Genomic DNA, 19,095 nt, shown 5'->3' on the forward strand with positions numbered 1-19,095 from the left:
GATATTACTTGGTCGCGTCCGGCGCTGTGCGCGTGTCGACATCAACGACAACGCTGAGACCGGCGCGCAGGCGACCGCTATCGAGAGCATCCTGCGGCAGTGAGATGCGAACCGGCACGCGCTGGATGATCTTCGTGAAGTTGCCCGTCGCGTTTTCCGGCGGCAGCAGCGAGAAGACGGAACCGGATGCCGGCGAAATCGACTCGACCGTGCCGACGATCGGATGATCATCATAGGCATCGACGTGCACGTTGACCTTCGAGCCCGGGACCAGATGCTGGATCTGAGTCTCCTTGAAGTTCGCGTCGATATAGAGCTGACGGACCGGCACGAGCGCCATCAGGCGTTGCCCGGGCGACACCAGATCGCCCTCCTGCACTGAACGATTGCCGACGACGCCGTCATAGGGCGCCTTCAGCACCGTGAAGGAGAGGTCACGGGCGGCCTTGTCGCGCGAAAGCTCGAGCTGGCGGATCGTGCCTTCGGCTTCCCGGCGCTGCGCCTGCAGGAGCGTGATGTTGGCGTGCGCGGAAGCAATCGCGGCGTCGCCACCGACGAGGTTCGCCTTTGCCTGATCGAGCGCGATGTTCGCAGCATCGAGGTTGGCGGTCGTACCGACCGACTTGGATTGCAGCTCGGCAGCGCGGGTCTGGGTGATCTGCGCGCCGCGAACGGTGGCTTCCAAAGCCGCCTTCTGGGCCTCGGCCTGATCGAGACTTGCCTGCCCGCCGGCGATCTGCGCGTCGATGCGCTGCAGCGAGAGCTTTTCCGTTTCGAGTGAAGCAACCGCCTGGTCGAGTGCCAGCTTATAATCGCCGTCGTCGAGCGACGCCAGGATATCGCCTGCCTTGACCTTCTGGTTGGCAACGACATTCACCTTGGCGACATAACCGGTGACCTTCGGCGAGATCGTCGCGATATCGCCTTCGATATAGGCGTCATCGGTCGAGACCATGAAGCGGCCCGTGGTCCACCAATCGTAACCATACCAGGCAGCGCCCGCGAGCAGCGCAAGGCCAATGATCGGCAGAGCAAAGCTACGCTTTTTCTTCTTTTCGGCAGGAGCGGCCTGCGTATCAGCAGGAGCTTGCGGCGCGCGCGGTGCTTCCGCGGTAGGAACTGCTGCTTCCTGAGCCCTGCCCTCGGTATCAGCAGGCTCGCTGACGATGCGGGCAACATTGGCTTTTGAACTGGACGACATGGGCAGCTACCGGTAAATCGAGTGAATTTAATCGAACTGAACGGTTCGGTTCAGTTGACATAGAACCTTTTTCCATTCATATCAAGTTATATCGAACCGGTTGGTTCGGTTTTATTAACGAAAAATTCGCTGATGCGATCATGGTTAAGGAGCGATGACAGAGCTTTCCGATACGCGCGTGGACGACTCCCCCTCGACAGGCGGCCGGTGGGCCGCAGGCGAAGACCCTGCCAAGCGCAAGCAAATTCTCGACGGCGCCCGACGCGTTTTCATGAAACTTGGCTTCGATGCCGCGAGCATGAACGATGTAACGCGCGAGGCCGGAGTTTCAAAAGGAACGCTCTACGTCTACTTCGCCAATAAGGAAGAGCTCTTCACCGCGATGATGGAGAGCGAGCGCGCGGCTTTCGTCGCCAGCGTGCGCAATACTCTCAAGGAATCCAACGATCCCGACGTCGCGCTGCACGACTTCGGCATGACCTTTGTCAGCCACCTGACCGAGGATAAGGTCATCAATGCGATGCGCACGGTCATCGGCGTACGCGACCGCATGCCGCACCTCTGTCAGCGCTTTTTCAGCGGCCCGGAAAACATCCGGACGGTGTTAAAGGACTTTCTGACAGCCCAAGTCGAGGCCGGCCGTTTCGAGATCGACGACATCGAGCTTGCCGCCCGGCAGTTTCTGGAACTTTGCGGTGGAAGCTTCTTCAAGCTGCGCCTGTTCGGCGACATGGACGCCCCTCCTCCACGCGAGGAGATGGATCGCGTGGTCAATGGCGCCATCCGCGTCTTCACGGCGGCCTACGGCGTCAAGAAGCAGCCCTGAACCCGTCCCTTTGATTTCTCTCGCCATTCGCGCCAGAATCCCGCAACCGGGATCAAGCGCGACCTGTTGCCGTTCGCTATGAAGGGCATGCAGCCAAGGGAGAGCAAATGAGCGCCGTCGGACGAGCGATCTGGTTCATCGAAAGTCATTTCGGCAACGACATCACTCTGGAAGAGATTTCGGACGTTGCCGGTCTTTCGCGCTACCATCTTTCGCGCGTCTTCGGGCTCGTCACCGGGCATTCGATCAGCAGCTATATCCGAGCCCGCCGCCTGAGCGGTGCGGCACGGACGCTGGTCGATCAACCGGGAAGCATTCTCGAGGTTGCCCTCGACGCGGGTTACAGCTCGCACGAGGCATTCACCCGTGCCTTTCGCGACCAGTTCGGTCTAACACCCGAGGCCGTCCGCAAGCAGAGGCACACGCGCAACCTCGCACTTCTGGAGCCTATCCGCATGGACCCCGCTCGCCTTCCCGAACTCGAACCACCACGCTTCGAAACCTTGCCGCCGATGCTCTTTGCCGGCCTGCAGGAGATCTACCCCTACGGCGGCAATGCCGCGATCCCCTCGCTATGGCAAAAATTCAATGTTCATTTCGGCAACATTCCCGGCCAGATCGGCAATGTCGCCTATGGCGTCTGCACGCATATCGAGGGTGAAGCTGAGAAATTTTGCTACATGGCGGCCGTGGCAGTCAGTAACGGCAGCGACCTGCCGGCCGGCTTTTCCACCCTGAAGATCCCCGGTCAGCGCTATGCCGTCTTTGCCCATCGAGGCCACGTTTCAGGCATTTCCGCAACGATGCATCGGATTTTCGGAGACTGGATGCCGAATTCCGGCATAGAGTTCGGCAACATGCCCGACATGTTCGAACGCTACGACGATCGCTTCGATCCCTATACCGGCACGGGCCTGACGGAAATCTGGATTCCCATCAAGGAATAAAACTCGTCTTGCTTTCGTATATCCCCTTGCGCGCTTGCCAAGGCAGGCCGCGTCCGTACATTGCGAGCGTCAAACTATGTGGCGCAAGGGGATAAACGCCGATGCAAGATATCATGATGCTCGTTCAGGACCCGGCTGCCTGGGTGGCCCTCGTCACCCTCGTGGTGATGGAAGTGGTCCTCGGGATCGACAACCTCATCTTCATCTCGATTCTCACCAACAAGCTGCCACCTGAACATCGCGAGAAGGCCCGCACGCTCGGCATCGGCCTTGCTCTCATTATGCGTCTTGCCCTCCTCGGTACCATTGCCTGGATCGTGAAGCTGACCACGCCGATCTTCGAACTGTTCGGCCACGGCTTCTCGTGGAAGGACATCATCCTGATTGCCGGCGGTCTCTTCCTGCTGTGGAAGGCGACGAAGGAAATCCACCACAACGTAGATCCGACCGATCACAACGAGGATTTCATTGCGACAGCAGTAACAACAGGCTTTACCGCCGCGATCGGCCAGATCCTGCTGCTAGACCTCGTTTTCTCGGTCGACAGCATCATCACCGCGGTCGGCATGACGCCGCACCTGCCGATCATGGTCGTCGCCGTGGTCGCGGCCGTAACCGTCATGCTGGTTGCCGCCACGCCGCTTGCGAACTTCATCGAGAAGAACCCGAGCATCGTCATGCTGGCCCTCGCCTTCCTGATGATGATTGGCATGACCCTGATCGCCGAGGGTATGGGCGTGCACGTGCCGAAGGGCTATGTCTATGCCGCGATGGCCTTCTCCGCGCTCGTGGAAGCCCTCAACATGCTCGCTCGCAATGCCCGTCAGCGCAGAAAGCAAGGCGGCCACTGAGACAGCACGGGGCGCGGTTCCGCTGCCGCGCCCTATAGCATGTCCCCCAGGCTCCAGTGATTGCCCCATCGGGCATCGATCTCGTCATCGACGTTTTGATAGCGGATATCCGTCGACAGCCTTATCCTGTTCGATACGCTTTGGTTCGTGGTCGAGGCGTGGATCATGTAGGGACTATGCAAGACCACGTCGCCGGCTTCGTAGTCGGCGATCAGCCAGCGCGTGCCGAAGCGCTCCGCCACGTCAGGAAGATCCTTCGAAACCCAGCCGCCCTCGGTCATGTTGCGGTTGAAGGCGCTCACCCTTTCCCCTGCGGACAAGTCGCGGCTCTTCCTGGAAAACTCCTCCTCCATACGGACGCCGATGGCATGCGAGCCCTCGAGGTAAACGAGCCCACCCATGTCGACCGACGTATCGCCGATCGGAATCCAGGCGGTCACCAGCCGGTTGGTGCCACCGCGCAGGTAGACGAGATCGTAGTGCGCCGGCGTCGCTGTCGTCGTGCCCGGCTGGGTAAAGCGCATAATTTTGCGCTTGTGCAGGTAGGAGATACCCGAAAGGAACTCATCCATGAATCCGGCAAGCCGTGGCTGCGCGCAAAAGCCCTCGAAGGCGACAGAGCGGACAAGCGACATCAGAATACGATCGACCTGACCTTTGTCGACACCTGTGCCGGCCGATAATCCGAGCATCGGATCGGACCCGGGTGCGACAAGCCCGCCGCGCGCCAGATGCGAGAAAACCCAGCCGCGAAAGGCATTGACCACATCCGGATCGAGAAAGCGCTTCAACCAGACATAGCCGCTTTCGCGATAAAGCCTGCGGATCGCCTCCATGCCGATCGACGGGTCCGTCGGCACGAGTTCACCCAACCGGTTCGGCGCGGTCGAGAGAATCTTCCCGTTGGCGACTAGGTCGATCGCCGGCGCTCGATCCGGCTTGCGATCCGCAGCGCGACTTGACATTCCGATCACTCCTAAAGCGAAATAGACGCTTGAAATCTGAAGAAAAAGAAATGACATTCCATGGACGGAAGAAACGGCTGGACTTTTCGCTCATGACTGAGTTCCCGATCGCTCTTTATCGTTCTTCCTCTTCCGGCTCCACGGTGCTCACGGTCACCGGGTTCGGTCGCCAACGTATCGGAACGCGTATCGTCAACCGCCGTCTGCCGATGCATGCGGTCGTCCTCGTGGAAGCCGGGCAAGGCACGCTGCAGACGGCAAAGGCCGGTGTTCAGGAGATCAACGGCCCGTCGCTCTTCTGGCTGCCCGCCGGGACGCTGCATTCCTATGGTCCGACAGAAGGCGAGAGCTGGGAGGAACGATGGGCTCTCTTCGAGGGCACGCTGACGGCAGATCTGATCCGTCAGCGCCTGATCTCACCAACAGAACCGGTGGTGCGCCTACAGAATCTCCGCGAGATGCAGCACCTCTTCGGGGCGCTTCATTCGGACTTTGTTGCGGGCGATCCGCTCAGCCTCGCGTCGGCCGCGGCAACGCTTCACCGCATCGTTGTCCAAGCAGCCCGGCAGGCAAACGCAGGGAGCGATGATGCGGCGGACGTCAAGATCGAGCTGGTCATCGAGACCTTGCAGCGTCGGGCATTCGAGCCGACGGACATGCAATCCGTCGCGCGGGAGTTCGGCATGTCCCCGGCAACGTTGCGACGGCGTTTCCATGGAGCCATCGGCTTGTCACCGAAGGCTTTCCAGCTGCGCCTCCGCATCGATCGAGCCAAGCAGCTGCTGACGACCACCGATCTTTCGATCGAGGTGATCTCCAATGCCGTCGGCATCGATGATGCATTCTACTTTTCGCGGCTATTTCAGGATCGCGAGCATTGTTCTCCGAGCGGGTTCCGCCGCCAGTACCGCAGAACATGACTGCGGCCGGATCGAACCCGGCCGCAGTCACACATCGTTTCAACCGAACCGAGCTAGTGCGCGCCGGCACCACCGGCCTGCGTTTTCTTGGTGAGCAATAGAGCGAAAGCGGCAATGGCAAGCACGACACCGATCACGGCGAAGGTATCGCTGAAGCCAAGGATCAAAGCCTGACGTCTGACGATTTGACCCAAGGCGACGATGGCTTTGTGGCTGGCGACGGCCGGGTCCGAAACGCCGTGCGCCAGGAAATAGTTGGTCGTTTGGCCGAGACGATCGCGCACCTCGTCGCGAGCAAGCGTCACCGATTGACCGATGATGTTCGAATGGAACTGCTCACGCTTCGTCAGGATCGTGCCGAGCGAGGCCGTGCCGACGGCGCCGCCGAGGTTGCGCAACATGTTCGTCAGGCCCGAGGCAGCCGCCGCGTCCGCCGCAGCGATGCCGCCCGTGGTGATCGCGGTAACCGGCGTGATGACCAGTGCCTGACCCATGGCGCGCACGATGTTCGGGATCCAAAACTGGTCACCTGCATTGTCGGACGAAAGCCAGATGTTCATGAAGCAACTGACGGAGAAGACGCTCACGCCGACGACGGCGAGCACACGGACATCCACGCGCTTCATCATCCATGGGATGAGAGGGATCAGCATCAGCTGCGGCAAACCAGTCCATGCAAGAACGTTGCCGATCTGCTCGGCGTTGTAACGCTGCACCTGGCCGAGATATTGCGGGACGATGTAGACGGACCCGAACAGGGCTACGCCGACCAGCACGTTGACGACAACACCGATGCCGAAATTACGCTGCTTCAGCAGGCGCAGCTTCACGAGGGGCCTTTCGACCTTGAGCTCGATCCAGATGAAGGCTGCAAGGAAGACAAAAGCAACAATGCTGAGCTTGATGATGAAGGGCGAGGAGAACCAGTCGTCCTTGTTCCCTTCCTCAAGCACCGTCTGCAGCGCAGAAAGGCCGATCGCCATGGTGACGATGCCGGCCCAGTCGCCTTCCTTCAGCAAATGCAACTGCATCGGCTGCTTCTGCAGCGTCAGGGCAAGAGCCACCGCCATGATGGCACTGGGAACGGTGTTGATGAAGAAGATCGTCTGCCAGCCGTAATTCTCTGTGAGATATCCGCCGATTGTCGGCCCGATGGCCGGCGCGAAGGTCACCGACAGAGCAAAAAGCGCCAGGCCGAGCGGTTGCTGGCTCTTCGGCAACTTGGTCAGCACCATGGTGAAGGCCATGGGGATCAGGACGCCGCCGGCGAACCCCTGGAGGCCGCGAAACACGATCATCGTGCCAAGGTCGTGCGCGAACGCACATGCCATTGAAAACAGCGGAAAGAGGATGGAATTGACGAGAATGTAGCGGCGAAACGAGAAGACGCTGCTGAAATAGGCCGTTAGCGGTATGACGACGATCTCGCCGATCAGATAGGAGGTGGAGATCCAGGCGCCGTTGTCGACGCCGGTTCCGATGCCGCCCTCGATGTTGAGCAGTGAAGCATTGGTGATCTGGATGTTGAGGATTGCCATGAACGCGCCGATCATGCCGGCGCAAACGGCTATCCAATCCTTCGTGCTGGCTCGCGGCTGGGAGACTGCAATTGAAGTAGACATGACAAGATCCTCATCCCGCGCCCGTTACGCTCCGGGAGCCGTATCGGCGGCCTTGGTGTTGATGCTTGGTTGCACCGACATGCCGGGGCGAAGATCACCGGCTGCCGCGCCATTGCCATCGAGCACGATCTTGACCGGTATACGCTGGACGACCTTCGTAAAGTTGCCGGTGGCGTTGTCCGGCGGCAGCAGCGCGAATTCCTGGCCGCTCGCCGGTGCGATGCTGTCGACGTGACCGTGATAGGTACGGCCGGGGAACGTGTCGACTTCGATGTCAACAGGCTGGCCGGCATGCACGTCGGTCAGCTGCGTTTCCTTGTAGTTGGCGATCACATAGGCCGCGCTGGTCGGGACAACCGACATCAACTGTGTGCCCGCCTGGACGTACTGGCCAACGCGCAGCGTCCGGTTGCCGACGGAGCCATCGACGGGTGCTACGATCGTGGCATAGGAGAGATTGAGTTCGGCCTGACGCTCGACCGCCTGGCTACGGCCGAGCGCGGCTTTTGCCTGTGCAAGCTCGGCATTCAGAAGATCGACCTGTTTTACGGCTGCCTCGAGGGCCGCGCTGTCGCGCACGATGGTTGCCTGTGCCGCGGCGATCTGCGAGGCGGCCTGCTGGGCGGTCTGAACCGGGGCATAACCGTTATTGGCAAGGCTCGAATAGCGCTTGTTGTTCTGCTCGGCGAACGTTTCGTTGGCCTTATCGACCTCGACCGTGGCGCGGGCGGCGGCGATCGTCGATTGCTGGATTTCGAGAGCTGCCTGCTTGGCGCTTAGCGTAGCTGCCGCAGCGGCAACATCCGCCTTCGCCTGGTCGAGCGCGGCCTGGAAATCGCGGTCATCGATATGCGCGAGCGGTTGGCCGGCCTTGACGGCCTCATTGTCGTTGACGAGCACCCGGGCGATATAGCCGGAAACCTTGGGGGCGATCGTGCTGTTGTCCGCCTTCACATAGGCGTCGTCGGTTGACACATGGAAGCGACCGACCGTCCAGTAATCGTTCCCATAATAGGCACCTGCGACCACGATCGCGATGGCAGCTGCGCCAAGCAGCAGCGACCGACCTGGTCGCTTGCGAGCCTGCAGTGTGTTAGCGGCAGCGCGCGGCGCCTCCGCCTGCAGCGGCTTGCCGGCCTCAAGCGTTTCTGGGGCTGCCTCGGCGACCGTTTCGGCGCTTGGGGCGGTGTTGTTGTTCAGAGCATGCAGCTTCTGGGCGGTCATTGTTGTCTCCGGATCATGGCCGCTATCGCGAAGGACACAGCCTGATGCACAAAAAGGAAAATTGACGTTTTCCAAAATATGCTCTATAAAATCGATGTCAACATGAATTTGGAAAATAGTGATGGTCCAAAATCACAAGATCGAGAGAAGGCCGCGAGGCAGACCGCAGGCGCGGTGCGATGACGACACCAGAAGCGTCATCATTGAGGCTGCCAACAAGCAGTTTCACGAGAATGGATATGCGACGGCGAGCATAGCAGCGATCGCGCAGGAAGCGGGCGTTTCGACAAAGACGCTCTACCGGTTGTTTCCGACGAAAGCCGACCTCTTCTCCGACCTGATTTCCGATCGCATTAGCCGCTTTTTGCTGGCGCTCGACCCGACTACGCTTGCCGCGGCCGATCTGCGCCAAGGCCTCGAGCGGATGCTGATGGCCTATGGCATGCTGACACTCTCGGACGACACCATCACCATGATGCGCCTCGTGATCGGCGAGTCCGACCGTTTCCCCGAAATCTCCGCATCCTTCTATGAAAAAGCCATCGTTCGAACGAGCGCACTGATGGAGGGATGGCTGCGCAAACAGGTCGATCGCGGCCTCATCGCTCTCGACGACCCGCATGCCGCTTGCGGCATGTTGCGCGGCATGATGGCCATGGAGCCACAGCGCGCCGCAATGCTGCGGCAGCTGCCGGCGCCCGGGATCGAGGAGATCGCTGCCCGGGCGAAAATGTGCGCCGATCTGTTTCTGAACGGCGCGGCAGTCGTTCCAGCTTAGTCGCCGCGCTTAAGCGCGGAGAACCGCCTCAGGCGGTCTTTGCAAGCTCCTTGTCGATGGCAGAAGTCAGTCGTTGATCGTCGGCCGTGACATCAGGCGCAAACCGCGCCACGATCTTGCCGTCGCGGCCAATCAGAAACTTTTCGAAATTCCACAGGATATCGCTCTTGTCGCCGGTCTCGATGCCGTGATTGCGCAGCCGCTCCCGCATCGGACCTTCGCCAACTGCCGTCCCGGCAGCGGCTGTCAGCAGCTGGTAGAGCGGATGCTTATCATCGCCCTTCACCGAGATCTTCGAGAAGATCGGAAACTTCACGTCATAAGTTAGGGTGCAGAATTCAACGATCTCGGCATCCGTGCCGGGTTCCTGCCCCTTGAAATTGTTCGCCGGAAAGGCGGCAATCACGAAGCCGCGCTCGCGTTTGTCCTCATAGAGCTTCTCGAGCCCTTCGTACTGGACAGTCAGGCCGCATTTGCAGGCGACATTGACGACCAGGATTACCTTGCCGCGGTGATGGCTCAGCGTTGTCTCACGGCCGTCGGCCAGCTTCACCGGTATGTTCAAAAGATCAGTCATCACTGCCTCCAGCATGAATTCCGCCGCGGAAGCTATACCCACCCGTGCGTTTGTCCAGCAGGCAGATGCAGTCCACTGGCAAAATCAATCAAAACAGCTAGTTTGCCCCCAAGAGCACGGGAGGGCGCGACGGAAGATGGTGCTGGAACTACTGGTGGCGGTCGTTGTCTTCGCTTTGCTCATGACAGCCTCGATCGGAACGATGCTGACTTACTCGAAGCTGCCGGTGCATCACCGCCAGGACGAGACCAATACCGTCGTCCGGCTGGTCGCCAACATCTTCGTCGTTATGACATCGCTTGTCTTTGGCCTGATGATCAATTCGTCAAAGAACACCTTCGCCGAGATCGATAAGAACGTTCACGCCTTCGCGACGCAAATCATCCTTCTTGACCGAACCCTGCGCACCTATGGCCTCGAGGCCAACGAAACCCGTAAGCGCCTGGAAAACTACGTCGAAAAAGCGCTGACCAATCCGGCGCGCGCCGCCACCGATCCAATGGTCAAGAGCGACCGAACGAGCGAGCTTGCCCTCAATGCCGTCGGCGACAGCCTTTCGCTGATCAGGCCGTCCGACCCGGGGCATGTTGCGCTCTGGAACGACGCCCGCCAGCAGTACCAAAGGATCGTCGAGCAACGCTGGATCATCGTCGAACAATCGGAAGGCGTCATTCCGAGGCCGCTCATCACGATGCTGACGGCGTGGCTGACCTTGATCTTTGCCAGCTTCGGCTATCGTGCGCCGAGAAACATCATCGTCATCCTGATGTTCTTCATGTCCGCGCTCCTCATATCCCTGTCGATCTTCATCGTGCTGGATATGGACATCCCGTTCTCGGGCTGGATCCAGATTTCCGATACGCCCCTTCGCAGGGCGCTGGCCGAGCTTCAACAATAGCAATTTGCGGAACGTTGAGCGGCATCGCGCTCGTGTTATCGCGACACCGACGAGATCCTGGCGCAAACGATCCGCGTCCTTGAAGTGCCGAACAGGAACTTTGCATCCCGCACGGCATTGATTAGTCCAGGAAGGCTTACAGATATCAAGGCGGCAGGCGCACGCCCGTCGCTCGGCCTCGAGACGCTGGAGTCGCATGACAACACAGCAGATCCTCGCCTTCAGCGTGATCGGCCTGATGATGGCGATCTTCATCTGGGATCGCTTCCGCTATGATCTGGTCGCCTGTTGTTCCCTTGTTCTGGCAGTAGCTGTCGGCATCGTGCCTTTCGACAGGGCATTTTCGGGCTTCAGCGATGACATCGTCATCATTGTAGGCAGTGCGCTCATCGTCAGTGCCGGCGTCGCGCGCTCCGGAATCGTCGACACCACGATCAAGCGATTCTTCCCCAATCTGACCAAGCTGCATGCGCAACTCGCCCTGCTGCTCATCGTTGTCGCCGTTCTCTCTGCCTTCATCAAGAACATCGGCGCGCTTGCGATCATGATCCCGGTCGCCTTCCAGTTTGCCCGCAAGAGTGGGAGATCACCATCGTTCTACCTGATGCCCATGAGCTTTGCCGCCCTTCTGGGCGGGCTGATGACCCAGATCGGCACCTCGCCGAACATCGTGGTCTCGCGACTCCGTGGCGAAATCAGTGGTGAACCCTTCACGATGTTCGACTTCACGCCGGTCGGAGCGACGCTAACACTGGTCGGCATTGTCTTTCTGATCTTCTTCCACTGGCTCCTTCCCGAGCGACAGAACGAGAATCCGTCGCTGGAGGAAGCGCTGGATCTCAAGAACTATTTTTCCGAGGCAACCGTCGTGGAGGGCTCGGGTTTCGAAGGCAAGGCACTCAACGGCATCCTGCAGCTTGGCGATGGAGAAGTAATCGCAACCGCGATCCTGCGCGGGCATTCACGCCTTTCGCCCTTCCCTGACATCCTCCTGAAAGCAGGCGACACGATCCTGCTGGAGGGGCGCCCGGAGGCGCTGGACCGCGTCGTTTCCAATGCCAAGCTCAAGCTTGCCGGCAAACCGATCCCTGAGGCGAAGGCCGAGGGAGACGTCACCTCCATCGAAGCGGTGATTTCATCCGAGTCCATGCTGGTCGGCTGGTCCGCGCGCCAGCTTTCACTGTGGAACCGCCGTCGGATCAACCTGCTGGCCGTCAGCCGCCACGGTCACCGGCTGACAGAGCGCCTGAGCGAAGTGACCCTGCGCGCCGGCGATGTTCTTGTGTTACAGGGCAGCCGCCGAAACCTGCCTGCCTTCCTGCAGGAATTCGCCTGCCTTCCCCTGGCGCAGCGCGACATCATGCTCGGCACACCGCGCAGGGCCTATGTGCCGCTGCTGATCCTCGCCGCCGCGATGGGTGTAACCGCAGCCGGAATGGTTCCGGTTTCGGTTGCCTTCTTCTGCGCGGCGCTGGCAATGGTCGTCTTTCGGGCAATCCCGCTCGCCGAGGTCTACAAGGCCGTGGACGGGCCGATCCTGATCATGCTTGCGGCTCTGATCCCCGTCTCCGACACACTGCGAACGACCGGCGGCAGCGATCTGATTGCCGGCTGGCTTGGCCACTTTGCGGCCCAGATGCCGCCCTTCGGCGCATTGGCGCTGATCCTCATCACCGCCATGGCGGTAACCCCGTTCCTCAACAATGCGGCAACGGTTCTGGTCATGGCGCCGATTGCGGCAAGCTTCGCCCAGACACTCGGATACCGGCCTGAGGCGTTCCTGATGGCGGTCGCCATTGGAGCGGGTTGCGATTTCCTGACGCCGATCGGCCACCAATGCAATACACTTGTCTTCGGCCCGGGCGGTTACCGCTTCAGCGACTATCCTCGCCTCGGCCTGCCGCTGTCCTTCATCATCATCCTCGTCAGCGTGCCCGCCCTGCTATACGTCTGGCCGGTTCGTTGACCTAATTGCCCATTTTCCTTGACGCGCGCGGTCGAATATGGCCTTAAGGCCAGCCAAATGGGCAATCGGCGGATGAACGGGGGCAGTGCCCTTTTCCAGCCGGTTTCCTGATCCAGTTATCTGCATTCTTTCCGGCCGAACGTCGCTTTCCCAAGAAAAGCCGTCCGGCATTCATTTGACGGGCACATAAAATGACAGCTTCCGGCGTCCGCGTCCGCATTGCTCCCTCGCCGACCGGCGAGCCGCATGTCGGCACTGCTTACATCGCACTCTTCAACTATCTTTTCGCCAAGAAGAACGGCGGCGAGTTCATTCTGCGCATCGAAGACACCGATGCGACGCGCTCGACCCCGGAATTCGAAAAGAAGGTGCTGGACGCGCTGAAATGGTGCGGCCTCGAATGGAAGGAAGGTCCTGACATCGGCGGTCCCTACGGCCCCTATCGTCAGTCCGACCGCAAGGACATCTACACGCCCTACGGCCAGGAACTGCTGGACAAGGGCCACGCCTTCCGCTGTTTCTGCACGCCCGAGCGGCTGGAAAAGATGCGCGAAGAGCAGCGAGCCGCCGGCAAGGCACCGAAGTATGACGGTCTTTGCCTGAAATATTCGGCCGAAGAAGTCAGCTCCAAGATGGCAGCCGGCGAAGGCTCGGTCATCCGTATGAAGATCCCGACCGAGGGCTCCTGTGACTTCACCGACGGTGTCTACGGCGACGTCAGCATTCCGTGGGATTCCGTCGATATGCAGGTCCTCATCAAGGGCGACGGCATGCCGACCTATCATATGGCAAACGTCATCGACGACCATCTGATGCAGATCACCCACGTCGCCCGCGGCGAAGAGTGGCTGGCGTCCGTGCCGAAGCACATCCTGCTTTACCGCTACTTCGGCTGGGAGCAGCCGGTGTTCATGCATCTTTCGCTGATGCGCAACGCCGACAAGTCGAAGCTCTCGAAGCGCAAGAACCCGACGTCGATCTCCTATTACTCCGCTCTCGGCTATATTCCGGAAGCGCTGATGAACTTCCTCGGCCTGTTCTTCGTGCAGATCGCCGAAGGCGAAGAGCTGCTGACGATGGACGAACTCTCGGAAAAGTTCGATCCCGAAAACCTTTCCAAGGCCGGCGCGATCTTCGACATCCAGAAGCTGGATTGGCTGAACGGTCGCTGGATCCGCGAGAAGCTGTCGGAAGAGGAATTCCAGGCCCGCGTGCTCGACTGGGCGATGGAGAACGACCGCCTGAAGGCCGGCCTGCGCCTGTCGCAGTCGCGTATTTCCAAACTCGGCGAACTCCCTGATCTCGCAGGCTTCCTGTTGAAGTCCGACCTCCGCGTGGACCCCTCGGCCTTCGCCAAGATCAAGTCGCCGCCGGAAGAGATCCTCGAGATCCTCAACACCGTTCAGCCGGATCTCGAAAAGATTCTCGAATGGAACGTCGAGACGATCGAGGCCGAGCTGCGCGCGATTACCGATCGCATGGGCAAGAAGCTGAAGGTCGTCGTGGCGCCGCTCTTCGTTGCCGTCTCCGGCTCGTCGCGCTCGCTGCCGCTCTTCGACTCGATGGCGATCCTCGGCCGCTCCGTCGTGCGTCAGCGGTTGAAACTGGCCGCCCAGGCAGTTGCCTCCCTCGTCGGCCCGAAGAACTGAACCGGACGTTTGCATCATGACCGAAAAGACCGAAACAGCGACCCTTTCCTCCGACGCCACCGAGGTCCGCGCACAGAAGCTGAAGCTGCTGCGCGAACAGATCGGCGACGTCTATCCGGCGCATTTCCACCGGACCATGACCAATGCCGAACTGGCGAAGAAGTACGAAGGCCTCGAGTCTGATGTCGAGACACAGGATGTGGTGACCGTTGCCGGTCGCGTTTATTCCTCGCGCAATTCAGGCATGTTCATGGATATCCATGACGCCTCCTGCAAAATCCAGATCTTCAGCCACAAGGACGTGACGCCGGAAGAAGCACGCAACATGCTCGGCATGATCGATATCGGCGACATCATCGGCGTCACCGGTACGGTGCGGCGTACGAAGCGCGGCGAATTGTCGATCAACGCCCGCGAAATCACCATGCTGACGAAGTCGCTACTCCCCATGCCGGAGAAGTGGCACGGCGTCTCCGATGTCGAGATCCGCTATCGCAAGCGCCACCTCGACATCATGACCAACGAGGAATCGAAACTCCGTTTCCAGCAGCGCTCGAAGATCGTCTCCGGCATCCGTCGCTTCATGGAAAACGACGGTTTCATGGAAGTCGAAACGCCGATGCTGCACTCGGTCTACGGCGGCGCCACCGCCGAGCCGTTCAAGACGCATCACAACACGCTGAAGCTCGACATGTACCTGCGCATCGCGCCGGAGCTGTATCTGAAGCGGACGCTGGTTTCGGGCCTCACCGACAAGGTGTTCGAGATCAACCGCAACTTCCGCAACGAAGGCGTCTCGACCCGGCACAATCCAGAATTCACGATGATGGAGTGCTACTGGGCCTATGCCGACTACGAGGACATCATGGACCTCGTCGAACGGCTCTTCGAAAGTCTGGCGCTGTCGATCCATGGCACGACGGAATTCCCCTTCGGCGACAAGACGATCTCCTTCAAGGGTCCGTTCAAGCGCGTGCCGATGCCCGACGCCGTCAAGGAAGTGGCCGGTATCGACTTCCTCGCCATCAAGACCGACGAGGAAGCCCGCGCCGCCGCTAAGGCCGCCGGTTTCGAAGTCGAGAAGGATTGGACCTGGGGTGAGTGCCTTGCCTTCATCTTCGAAGAGAAGGTTGAAGCGACGCTGATCCAGCCATCACACGTCACCCATTTCCCGAAGGACATCTCGCCTTTCGCCAAGGAAGTGCCGGGTGAGCCGCGCCTCGTCGAGCGCTTCGAGACCTACTGCAACGCCTGGGAACTCGGTAACGCGTTTTCGGAACTCAACGACCCGGAAGAGCAGCGTCGCCGCATGGTGGAGCAGCTGGAGCAGGCGCACGCCCGCGGCGAAAAGGAAAAGCAGCTGGACGACGAATTCCTCGATGCGATCGACCAGGGCATGCCGCCGGCAGGTGGCCTCGGCATCGGCGTCGATCGCCTGATCATGCTGCTCACCAACGCTCCGTCGATCCGCGACGTGATCCTCTTCCCGGCTCGCCGCAGCAAGGCAGACTGAGACGGCTCATAAGGAGTAGAAAAGGCGGCGGCCCCTCGCCGCCTTTTTTCGTTGGAATTGTCAGTGACCGGCAGCCGGTGCTGCCTCCGCCGGCGCGGAACCTTCTGCAGGCGCCGCGCCTTGCCCGCCACCCTCAGCCGGCTTTTCTTCCTTCTTCTCACCCTTGCCCTCGCCACCCTTGGTTGAGGCAACGGCGATCGGATCGATGCAGTCGGAGTATTCCTTGAAGGACGCGTTCAGCGCTGTGATCTCGTCCTCGGGCAGATCGACACGTTCGCCAAAGAACAACCCATTGGCGGCAGCCTCGCCGTCATAATAGCGGGCGGTGTACGTCTTCGCCTCCGCGCTTTCGAGAACGGGATCGGGATGCGGAATGTAGACGACGTCGGCGCCGATCGCCCGGCCGCGAATATCGGACCGCAGCGTCGGTCCATTGGCATCGAGCACAACGACCTGCACCAGATCGGGCTTCTGTGCATTGTAGATCGCCTTGGCCACGCGAAGCGCGGTCTTGACCCGCGTCATGCCATCGGTCGGCTCGGTCTTGATATACTTACGGATCCAGATGCGGTTCTGTTTCTTAATGGTGACGAGATTGACGTCGGTGCAGGAGAGACCGTTCATCGTCTCCGCGGAAAGGCCGAGGATCTTGTCTTTGCCGATGAACAGCGCGGCGCCGCCGGAGACGCCCCCGAGGAGGGCGACGCCAGCGATGATAAACACCAATTTCCGGGAAGGCCGGAAGATGCGCAGTAGGGCCTTCACGCCAACTGCTCCGCCATTAACGAGCTCCAACGCAATACGAGTGGTTTCGACGCTAGAGAAATGACGTTTCCGAATACTTAAACGAGCCCTCCAAGTTTGCGTCAGTATGGGATTAGCACCAAAAAAGGTCCAAGCTTTCCCTATGCTTGCCAATATCCTCGCGACCATGCTCTAACGGCGTATGGCCTTCACGCTCCGCCAGATCCAGTATTTCGTAGCCGTCGCCGAACAGGGCTCCGTAACGCGTGCCGCGCAGAACCTTTCGATCTCGCAATCCTCGGTTACGGAGGCGCTGAAAGAACTAGAAACCGATCTCGGCGTCGCGCTCTTCGAACGCCATCCGCGGGGCCTGTCGATCACCCACAATGGCCATCAGTTCCTGCGCCATGCGACGAAAATCCTGGCGAGCGTTTCTGATGCGCGCACCAGTTTTTCCGGCAAGCAGAATGAACTGTCAGGCACGCTCAATATCGGCGTCACCTCGCTCGTTGCCGGCTACGTGCTCTCCGACCTCTTGGCCCGCTATCGCCGCGCCTGCCCAGGCGTCGAAGTCAGCGCCATCGAGGACAATGGCAGCTATCTCGAGCATCTGTTGGTCGGCGGCGAGCTGGATGTGGCTGTCATGGTGATCTCCAACCTGCGTGACCGCATGGCCCTGCAGGCGGAAATTCTGGAAACCTCGCCCTACCGGCTGTGGTTGCCCATGGGCCACCCGCTGGTCTCTGCCGACATCATCTCCGTCGCCGATATCGCCCGCGAGCCGCTGATCATGCTGACCGTCGACGAAATCGAGGAGAACACCGGCAAGCTGCTTTCGGCGCTCGGCGCGCGCCCGCATGTTGCCTTCCGCACGCGTTCGGTGGAAGCGGTGCGCAGCCTGGTCGCCACCGGCGCCGGCGTGGCGCTGCTGCCGGATCTCGTCTATCGCCCCTGGTCGCTGGAAGGCGACCGCATCGAGAGCCGTGACGTGTCCGGCTCGCTCCCCGTCGTCCAGGTGGGCATGGTCTGGCGCAAGGGGTCGAGCCTGCCGCAGGCGGCCCGCGACTTTGTGGGCATTGCGGAGGCGCTCCGGTCCGGTCGGCCGCGCTGAATGCCAGTATTGATATCGGATTTTCCGATATTGGCTTTCTGATAAATGAATTTGCGAAACCGGAAAATTCGGCGCACTTTTTCATCTGGGAACATAACGCCACGAAAAGTGGCAAAACCGGGAGACATCAGATGAAATATCTTCTGAAATCATGCACTGCTGCCCTCGCGAGCTTAAGCTTCGTGACGCAGGTGGCCGCTGCTGAACCGCTGAAGGCGCTCGGCAAGGGCGAAGGTGCAGTGAGCATCGTAGCCTGGGCGGGTTACATCGAACGCGGCGAAAGCGACAAGAGCTACGACTGGGTCACCGCTTTCGAAAAGGAAACCGGCTGCAAGGTCTCCGTCAAGACGGCCGCGACCTCGGATGAAATGGTCTCGCTGATGAACGAAGGGGGCTTCGATCTCGTCACCGCGTCCGGCGACGCATCGCTTCGCCTGATCGCCGGCAAGCGTGTCCAGCCGATCAACACCGACCTGATCCCGAGCTTCAAGAATGTCGATCCGCGCCTGCAGAAGGGCGCGTGGTACACGGTCAATGGCGCCCACTACGGCGTACCCTACCTCTGGGGGCCGAACGTTCTTATGTACAACACCGATGCCTTCAAGGATAAGGCGCCGACCAGCTGGAAGGTCGTGTTCGAGGAAGAGGTGCTTCCGGATGGCAAGTCCAACAAGGGGCGTGTGCAGGCCTATGACGGCCCGATCTATATTGCGGATGCCGCCCTCTACCTGATGGCGCACAAGCCGGACCTCGGCATCAAGGATCCTTACGAGCTGAACGAAGACCAGTACAAGGCAGCCCTCGATCTGCTGCGCGGCCAGCGCAAGCTCGTTTCCCGCTACTGGCACGACGCGATGATCCAGATCGACGACTTCAAGAACGAGGGCGTGGTCGCCTCGGGCTCCTGGCCGTTCCAGGTCAACCTGATGCAGGCCGACAAGCAGAAGATCGCCTCCACCTTCCCGGAAGAAGGGGCAACCGGCTGGGCTGATACGACCATGCTGCACGTCGACAGCGAGCACCCGAACTGCGCCTACATGTGGATGGAGCATTCGCTGCAAGCCAAGGTCCAGGGCGACGCCGCTGCCTGGTTTGGCGCGGTGCCGTCGGTCCCCGCAGCCTGCAAAGGCAACGAATTGCTGACCGACGAAGGTTGCGCAACGAACGGCTTCGACCACTTCGACAAGATCAAGTTCTGGAGAACGCCGACCGCGAAGTGCGCCACGCAGAACGAGTGCGTGCCGTATCACCGTTGGGTATCTGACTATATCGGCGTGATCGGCGGACGATAATTTCGCCCGCG

Annotated in this window: 17 protein-coding genes; 11 read left to right on the forward strand and 6 right to left on the reverse strand. The window is 60.3% G+C overall.

What is annotated here, in order from left to right; translation table 11 throughout:
* Positions 1-4 precede the first annotated feature (4 nt).
* A complete protein-coding gene (locus ATY80_RS09340) occupies positions 5-1,201 on the reverse strand; it encodes an HlyD family secretion protein (RefSeq protein ID WP_088692158.1) in 1,197 nt (398 codons plus the stop codon).
* Between the two features lie 154 nt (positions 1,202-1,355).
* On the opposite strand from ATY80_RS09340, the gene ATY80_RS09345 reads away from it, so the two are divergent.
* From ATY80_RS09345 to ATY80_RS09355, 3 genes are all read left to right on the forward strand, one after another.
* Entirely contained in the window at positions 1,356-2,027 is a 672-nt protein-coding gene (locus ATY80_RS09345; protein ID WP_088692159.1) for a TetR/AcrR family transcriptional regulator, read from the forward strand.
* Between the two features lie 107 nt (positions 2,028-2,134).
* Positions 2,135-2,974: an AraC family transcriptional regulator gene (locus ATY80_RS09350; RefSeq protein WP_088692160.1), complete on the forward strand. Its 840-nt coding sequence runs from the start codon at positions 2,135-2,137 to the stop codon at positions 2,972-2,974.
* A 101-nt stretch (positions 2,975-3,075) separates the two neighbouring features.
* The gene (locus ATY80_RS09355) at positions 3,076-3,825 is read left to right on the forward strand and encodes a TerC family protein (RefSeq protein WP_088692161.1); all 750 of its coding nucleotides are present in this window, start codon (positions 3,076-3,078) and stop codon (positions 3,823-3,825) included.
* Positions 3,826-3,857: 32 nt separating this feature from the next.
* Here ATY80_RS09355 and ATY80_RS09360 read toward each other — a convergent pair whose 3' ends face one another.
* Entirely contained in the window at positions 3,858-4,790 is a 933-nt protein-coding gene (locus ATY80_RS09360) for a phytanoyl-CoA dioxygenase family protein (RefSeq protein WP_088692227.1), read from the reverse strand.
* Positions 4,791-4,882: 92 nt separating this feature from the next.
* On the opposite strand from ATY80_RS09360, the gene ATY80_RS09365 reads away from it, so the two are divergent.
* Positions 4,883-5,710, forward strand: a complete 828-nt coding sequence (locus ATY80_RS09365; protein ID WP_088692228.1) for a helix-turn-helix domain-containing protein — start codon at positions 4,883-4,885, stop codon at positions 5,708-5,710.
* Positions 5,711-5,763: 53 nt separating this feature from the next.
* On the opposite strand, the gene ATY80_RS09370 is transcribed toward ATY80_RS09365, so the two are convergent.
* Both ATY80_RS09370 and ATY80_RS09375 read right to left on the reverse strand, forming a co-directional pair.
* Complete coding sequence (locus tag ATY80_RS09370; protein ID WP_088692162.1) at positions 5,764-7,332, reverse strand: DHA2 family efflux MFS transporter permease subunit; 1,569 nt, start codon at positions 7,330-7,332, stop codon at positions 5,764-5,766.
* A 24-nt stretch (positions 7,333-7,356) separates the two neighbouring features.
* A complete protein-coding gene (locus ATY80_RS09375; protein WP_088692163.1) occupies positions 7,357-8,556 on the reverse strand; it encodes an HlyD family secretion protein in 1,200 nt (399 codons plus the stop codon).
* Positions 8,557-8,677: 121 nt separating this feature from the next.
* Here ATY80_RS09375 and ATY80_RS09380 point away from each other — a divergent pair, with 121 nt between their 5' ends.
* On the forward strand, positions 8,678-9,334 hold the full coding sequence (locus ATY80_RS09380; protein WP_088692164.1) for a TetR/AcrR family transcriptional regulator: 657 nt from the start codon (positions 8,678-8,680) through the stop codon (positions 9,332-9,334).
* A gap of 28 nt (positions 9,335-9,362) precedes the next feature.
* Here the strand turns inward: ATY80_RS09380 and ATY80_RS09385 are convergent, their stop codons facing one another.
* Entirely contained in the window at positions 9,363-9,911 is a 549-nt protein-coding gene (locus tag ATY80_RS09385) for a glutathione peroxidase (RefSeq protein WP_189637115.1), read from the reverse strand.
* A 136-nt stretch (positions 9,912-10,047) separates the two neighbouring features.
* Between ATY80_RS09385 and ATY80_RS09390 the strand changes: the two genes are divergently transcribed.
* From ATY80_RS09390 to lysS, 4 genes are all read left to right on the forward strand, one after another.
* Entirely contained in the window at positions 10,048-10,809 is a 762-nt protein-coding gene (locus ATY80_RS09390; RefSeq protein WP_088692165.1) for a DUF4239 domain-containing protein, read from the forward strand.
* 196 nt (positions 10,810-11,005) lie between these two features.
* Entirely contained in the window at positions 11,006-12,775 is a 1,770-nt protein-coding gene (locus ATY80_RS09395) for an SLC13 family permease (protein ID WP_088692166.1), read from the forward strand.
* A gap of 191 nt (positions 12,776-12,966) precedes the next feature.
* Complete coding sequence (gene gltX, locus ATY80_RS09400; protein WP_088692167.1) at positions 12,967-14,424, forward strand: glutamate--tRNA ligase; 1,458 nt, start codon at positions 12,967-12,969, stop codon at positions 14,422-14,424.
* 13 nt (positions 14,425-14,437) lie between these two features.
* Positions 14,438-15,937 (forward strand): lysine--tRNA ligase, encoded by a 1,500-nt coding sequence (gene lysS / locus ATY80_RS09405; protein ID WP_189637119.1) that lies wholly within the window; start codon positions 14,438-14,440, stop codon positions 15,935-15,937.
* 60 nt (positions 15,938-15,997) lie between these two features.
* On the opposite strand, the gene ATY80_RS09410 is transcribed toward lysS, so the two are convergent.
* Positions 15,998-16,702, reverse strand: a complete 705-nt coding sequence (locus ATY80_RS09410; RefSeq protein WP_088692169.1) for a hypothetical protein — start codon at positions 16,700-16,702, stop codon at positions 15,998-16,000.
* Positions 16,703-16,883: 181 nt separating this feature from the next.
* Between ATY80_RS09410 and ATY80_RS09415 the strand changes: the two genes are divergently transcribed.
* Together ATY80_RS09415 and ATY80_RS09420 are read left to right on the forward strand one after the other, a co-directional pair.
* A complete protein-coding gene (locus tag ATY80_RS09415; RefSeq protein ID WP_007527791.1) occupies positions 16,884-17,792 on the forward strand; it encodes a LysR family transcriptional regulator in 909 nt (302 codons plus the stop codon).
* Between the two features lie 131 nt (positions 17,793-17,923).
* Entirely contained in the window at positions 17,924-19,084 is a 1,161-nt protein-coding gene (locus tag ATY80_RS09420; protein ID WP_088692170.1) for an ABC transporter substrate-binding protein, read from the forward strand.
* Positions 19,085-19,095 lie beyond the last annotated feature (11 nt).

It is taken from the genome of Rhizobium sp. R711, assembly GCF_002211365.1.
Classification (GTDB): domain Bacteria; phylum Pseudomonadota; class Alphaproteobacteria; order Rhizobiales; family Rhizobiaceae; genus Rhizobium.

What these genes read in the sequence shown, in the direction of transcription:
- ATY80_RS09380 (WP_088692164.1), top strand. Translation starts at nt 8,678, where the DNA reads ATGGTCCAAAATCACAAGATCGAGAGAAGGCCGCGAGGCAGACCGCAG.
- ATY80_RS09370 (WP_088692162.1), bottom strand. Translation starts at nt 7,332, where the DNA reads ATGTCTACTTCAATTGCAGTCTCCCAGCCGCGAGCCAGCACGAAGGAT.
- ATY80_RS09365 (WP_088692228.1), top strand. Translation starts at nt 4,883, where the DNA reads ATGACTGAGTTCCCGATCGCTCTTTATCGTTCTTCCTCTTCCGGCTCC.
- ATY80_RS09415 (WP_007527791.1), top strand. Translation starts at nt 16,884, where the DNA reads ATGGCCTTCACGCTCCGCCAGATCCAGTATTTCGTAGCCGTCGCCGAA.
- ATY80_RS09340 (WP_088692158.1), bottom strand. Translation starts at nt 1,201, where the DNA reads ATGTCGTCCAGTTCAAAAGCCAATGTTGCCCGCATCGTCAGCGAGCCT.
- ATY80_RS09355 (WP_088692161.1), top strand. Translation starts at nt 3,076, where the DNA reads ATGCAAGATATCATGATGCTCGTTCAGGACCCGGCTGCCTGGGTGGCC.
- ATY80_RS09390 (WP_088692165.1), top strand. Translation starts at nt 10,048, where the DNA reads ATGGTGCTGGAACTACTGGTGGCGGTCGTTGTCTTCGCTTTGCTCATG.
- ATY80_RS09350 (WP_088692160.1), top strand. Translation starts at nt 2,135, where the DNA reads ATGAGCGCCGTCGGACGAGCGATCTGGTTCATCGAAAGTCATTTCGGC.
- ATY80_RS09385 (WP_189637115.1), bottom strand. Translation starts at nt 9,911, where the DNA reads ATGACTGATCTTTTGAACATACCGGTGAAGCTGGCCGACGGCCGTGAG.
- ATY80_RS09420 (WP_088692170.1), top strand. Translation starts at nt 17,924, where the DNA reads ATGAAATATCTTCTGAAATCATGCACTGCTGCCCTCGCGAGCTTAAGC.
- ATY80_RS09360 (WP_088692227.1), bottom strand. Translation starts at nt 4,790, where the DNA reads ATGTCAAGTCGCGCTGCGGATCGCAAGCCGGATCGAGCGCCGGCGATC.
- ATY80_RS09375 (WP_088692163.1), bottom strand. Translation starts at nt 8,556, where the DNA reads ATGACCGCCCAGAAGCTGCATGCTCTGAACAACAACACCGCCCCAAGC.
- gltX (WP_088692167.1), top strand. Translation starts at nt 12,967, where the DNA reads ATGACAGCTTCCGGCGTCCGCGTCCGCATTGCTCCCTCGCCGACCGGC.
- ATY80_RS09395 (WP_088692166.1), top strand. Translation starts at nt 11,006, where the DNA reads ATGACAACACAGCAGATCCTCGCCTTCAGCGTGATCGGCCTGATGATG.
- ATY80_RS09345 (WP_088692159.1), top strand. Translation starts at nt 1,356, where the DNA reads ATGACAGAGCTTTCCGATACGCGCGTGGACGACTCCCCCTCGACAGGC.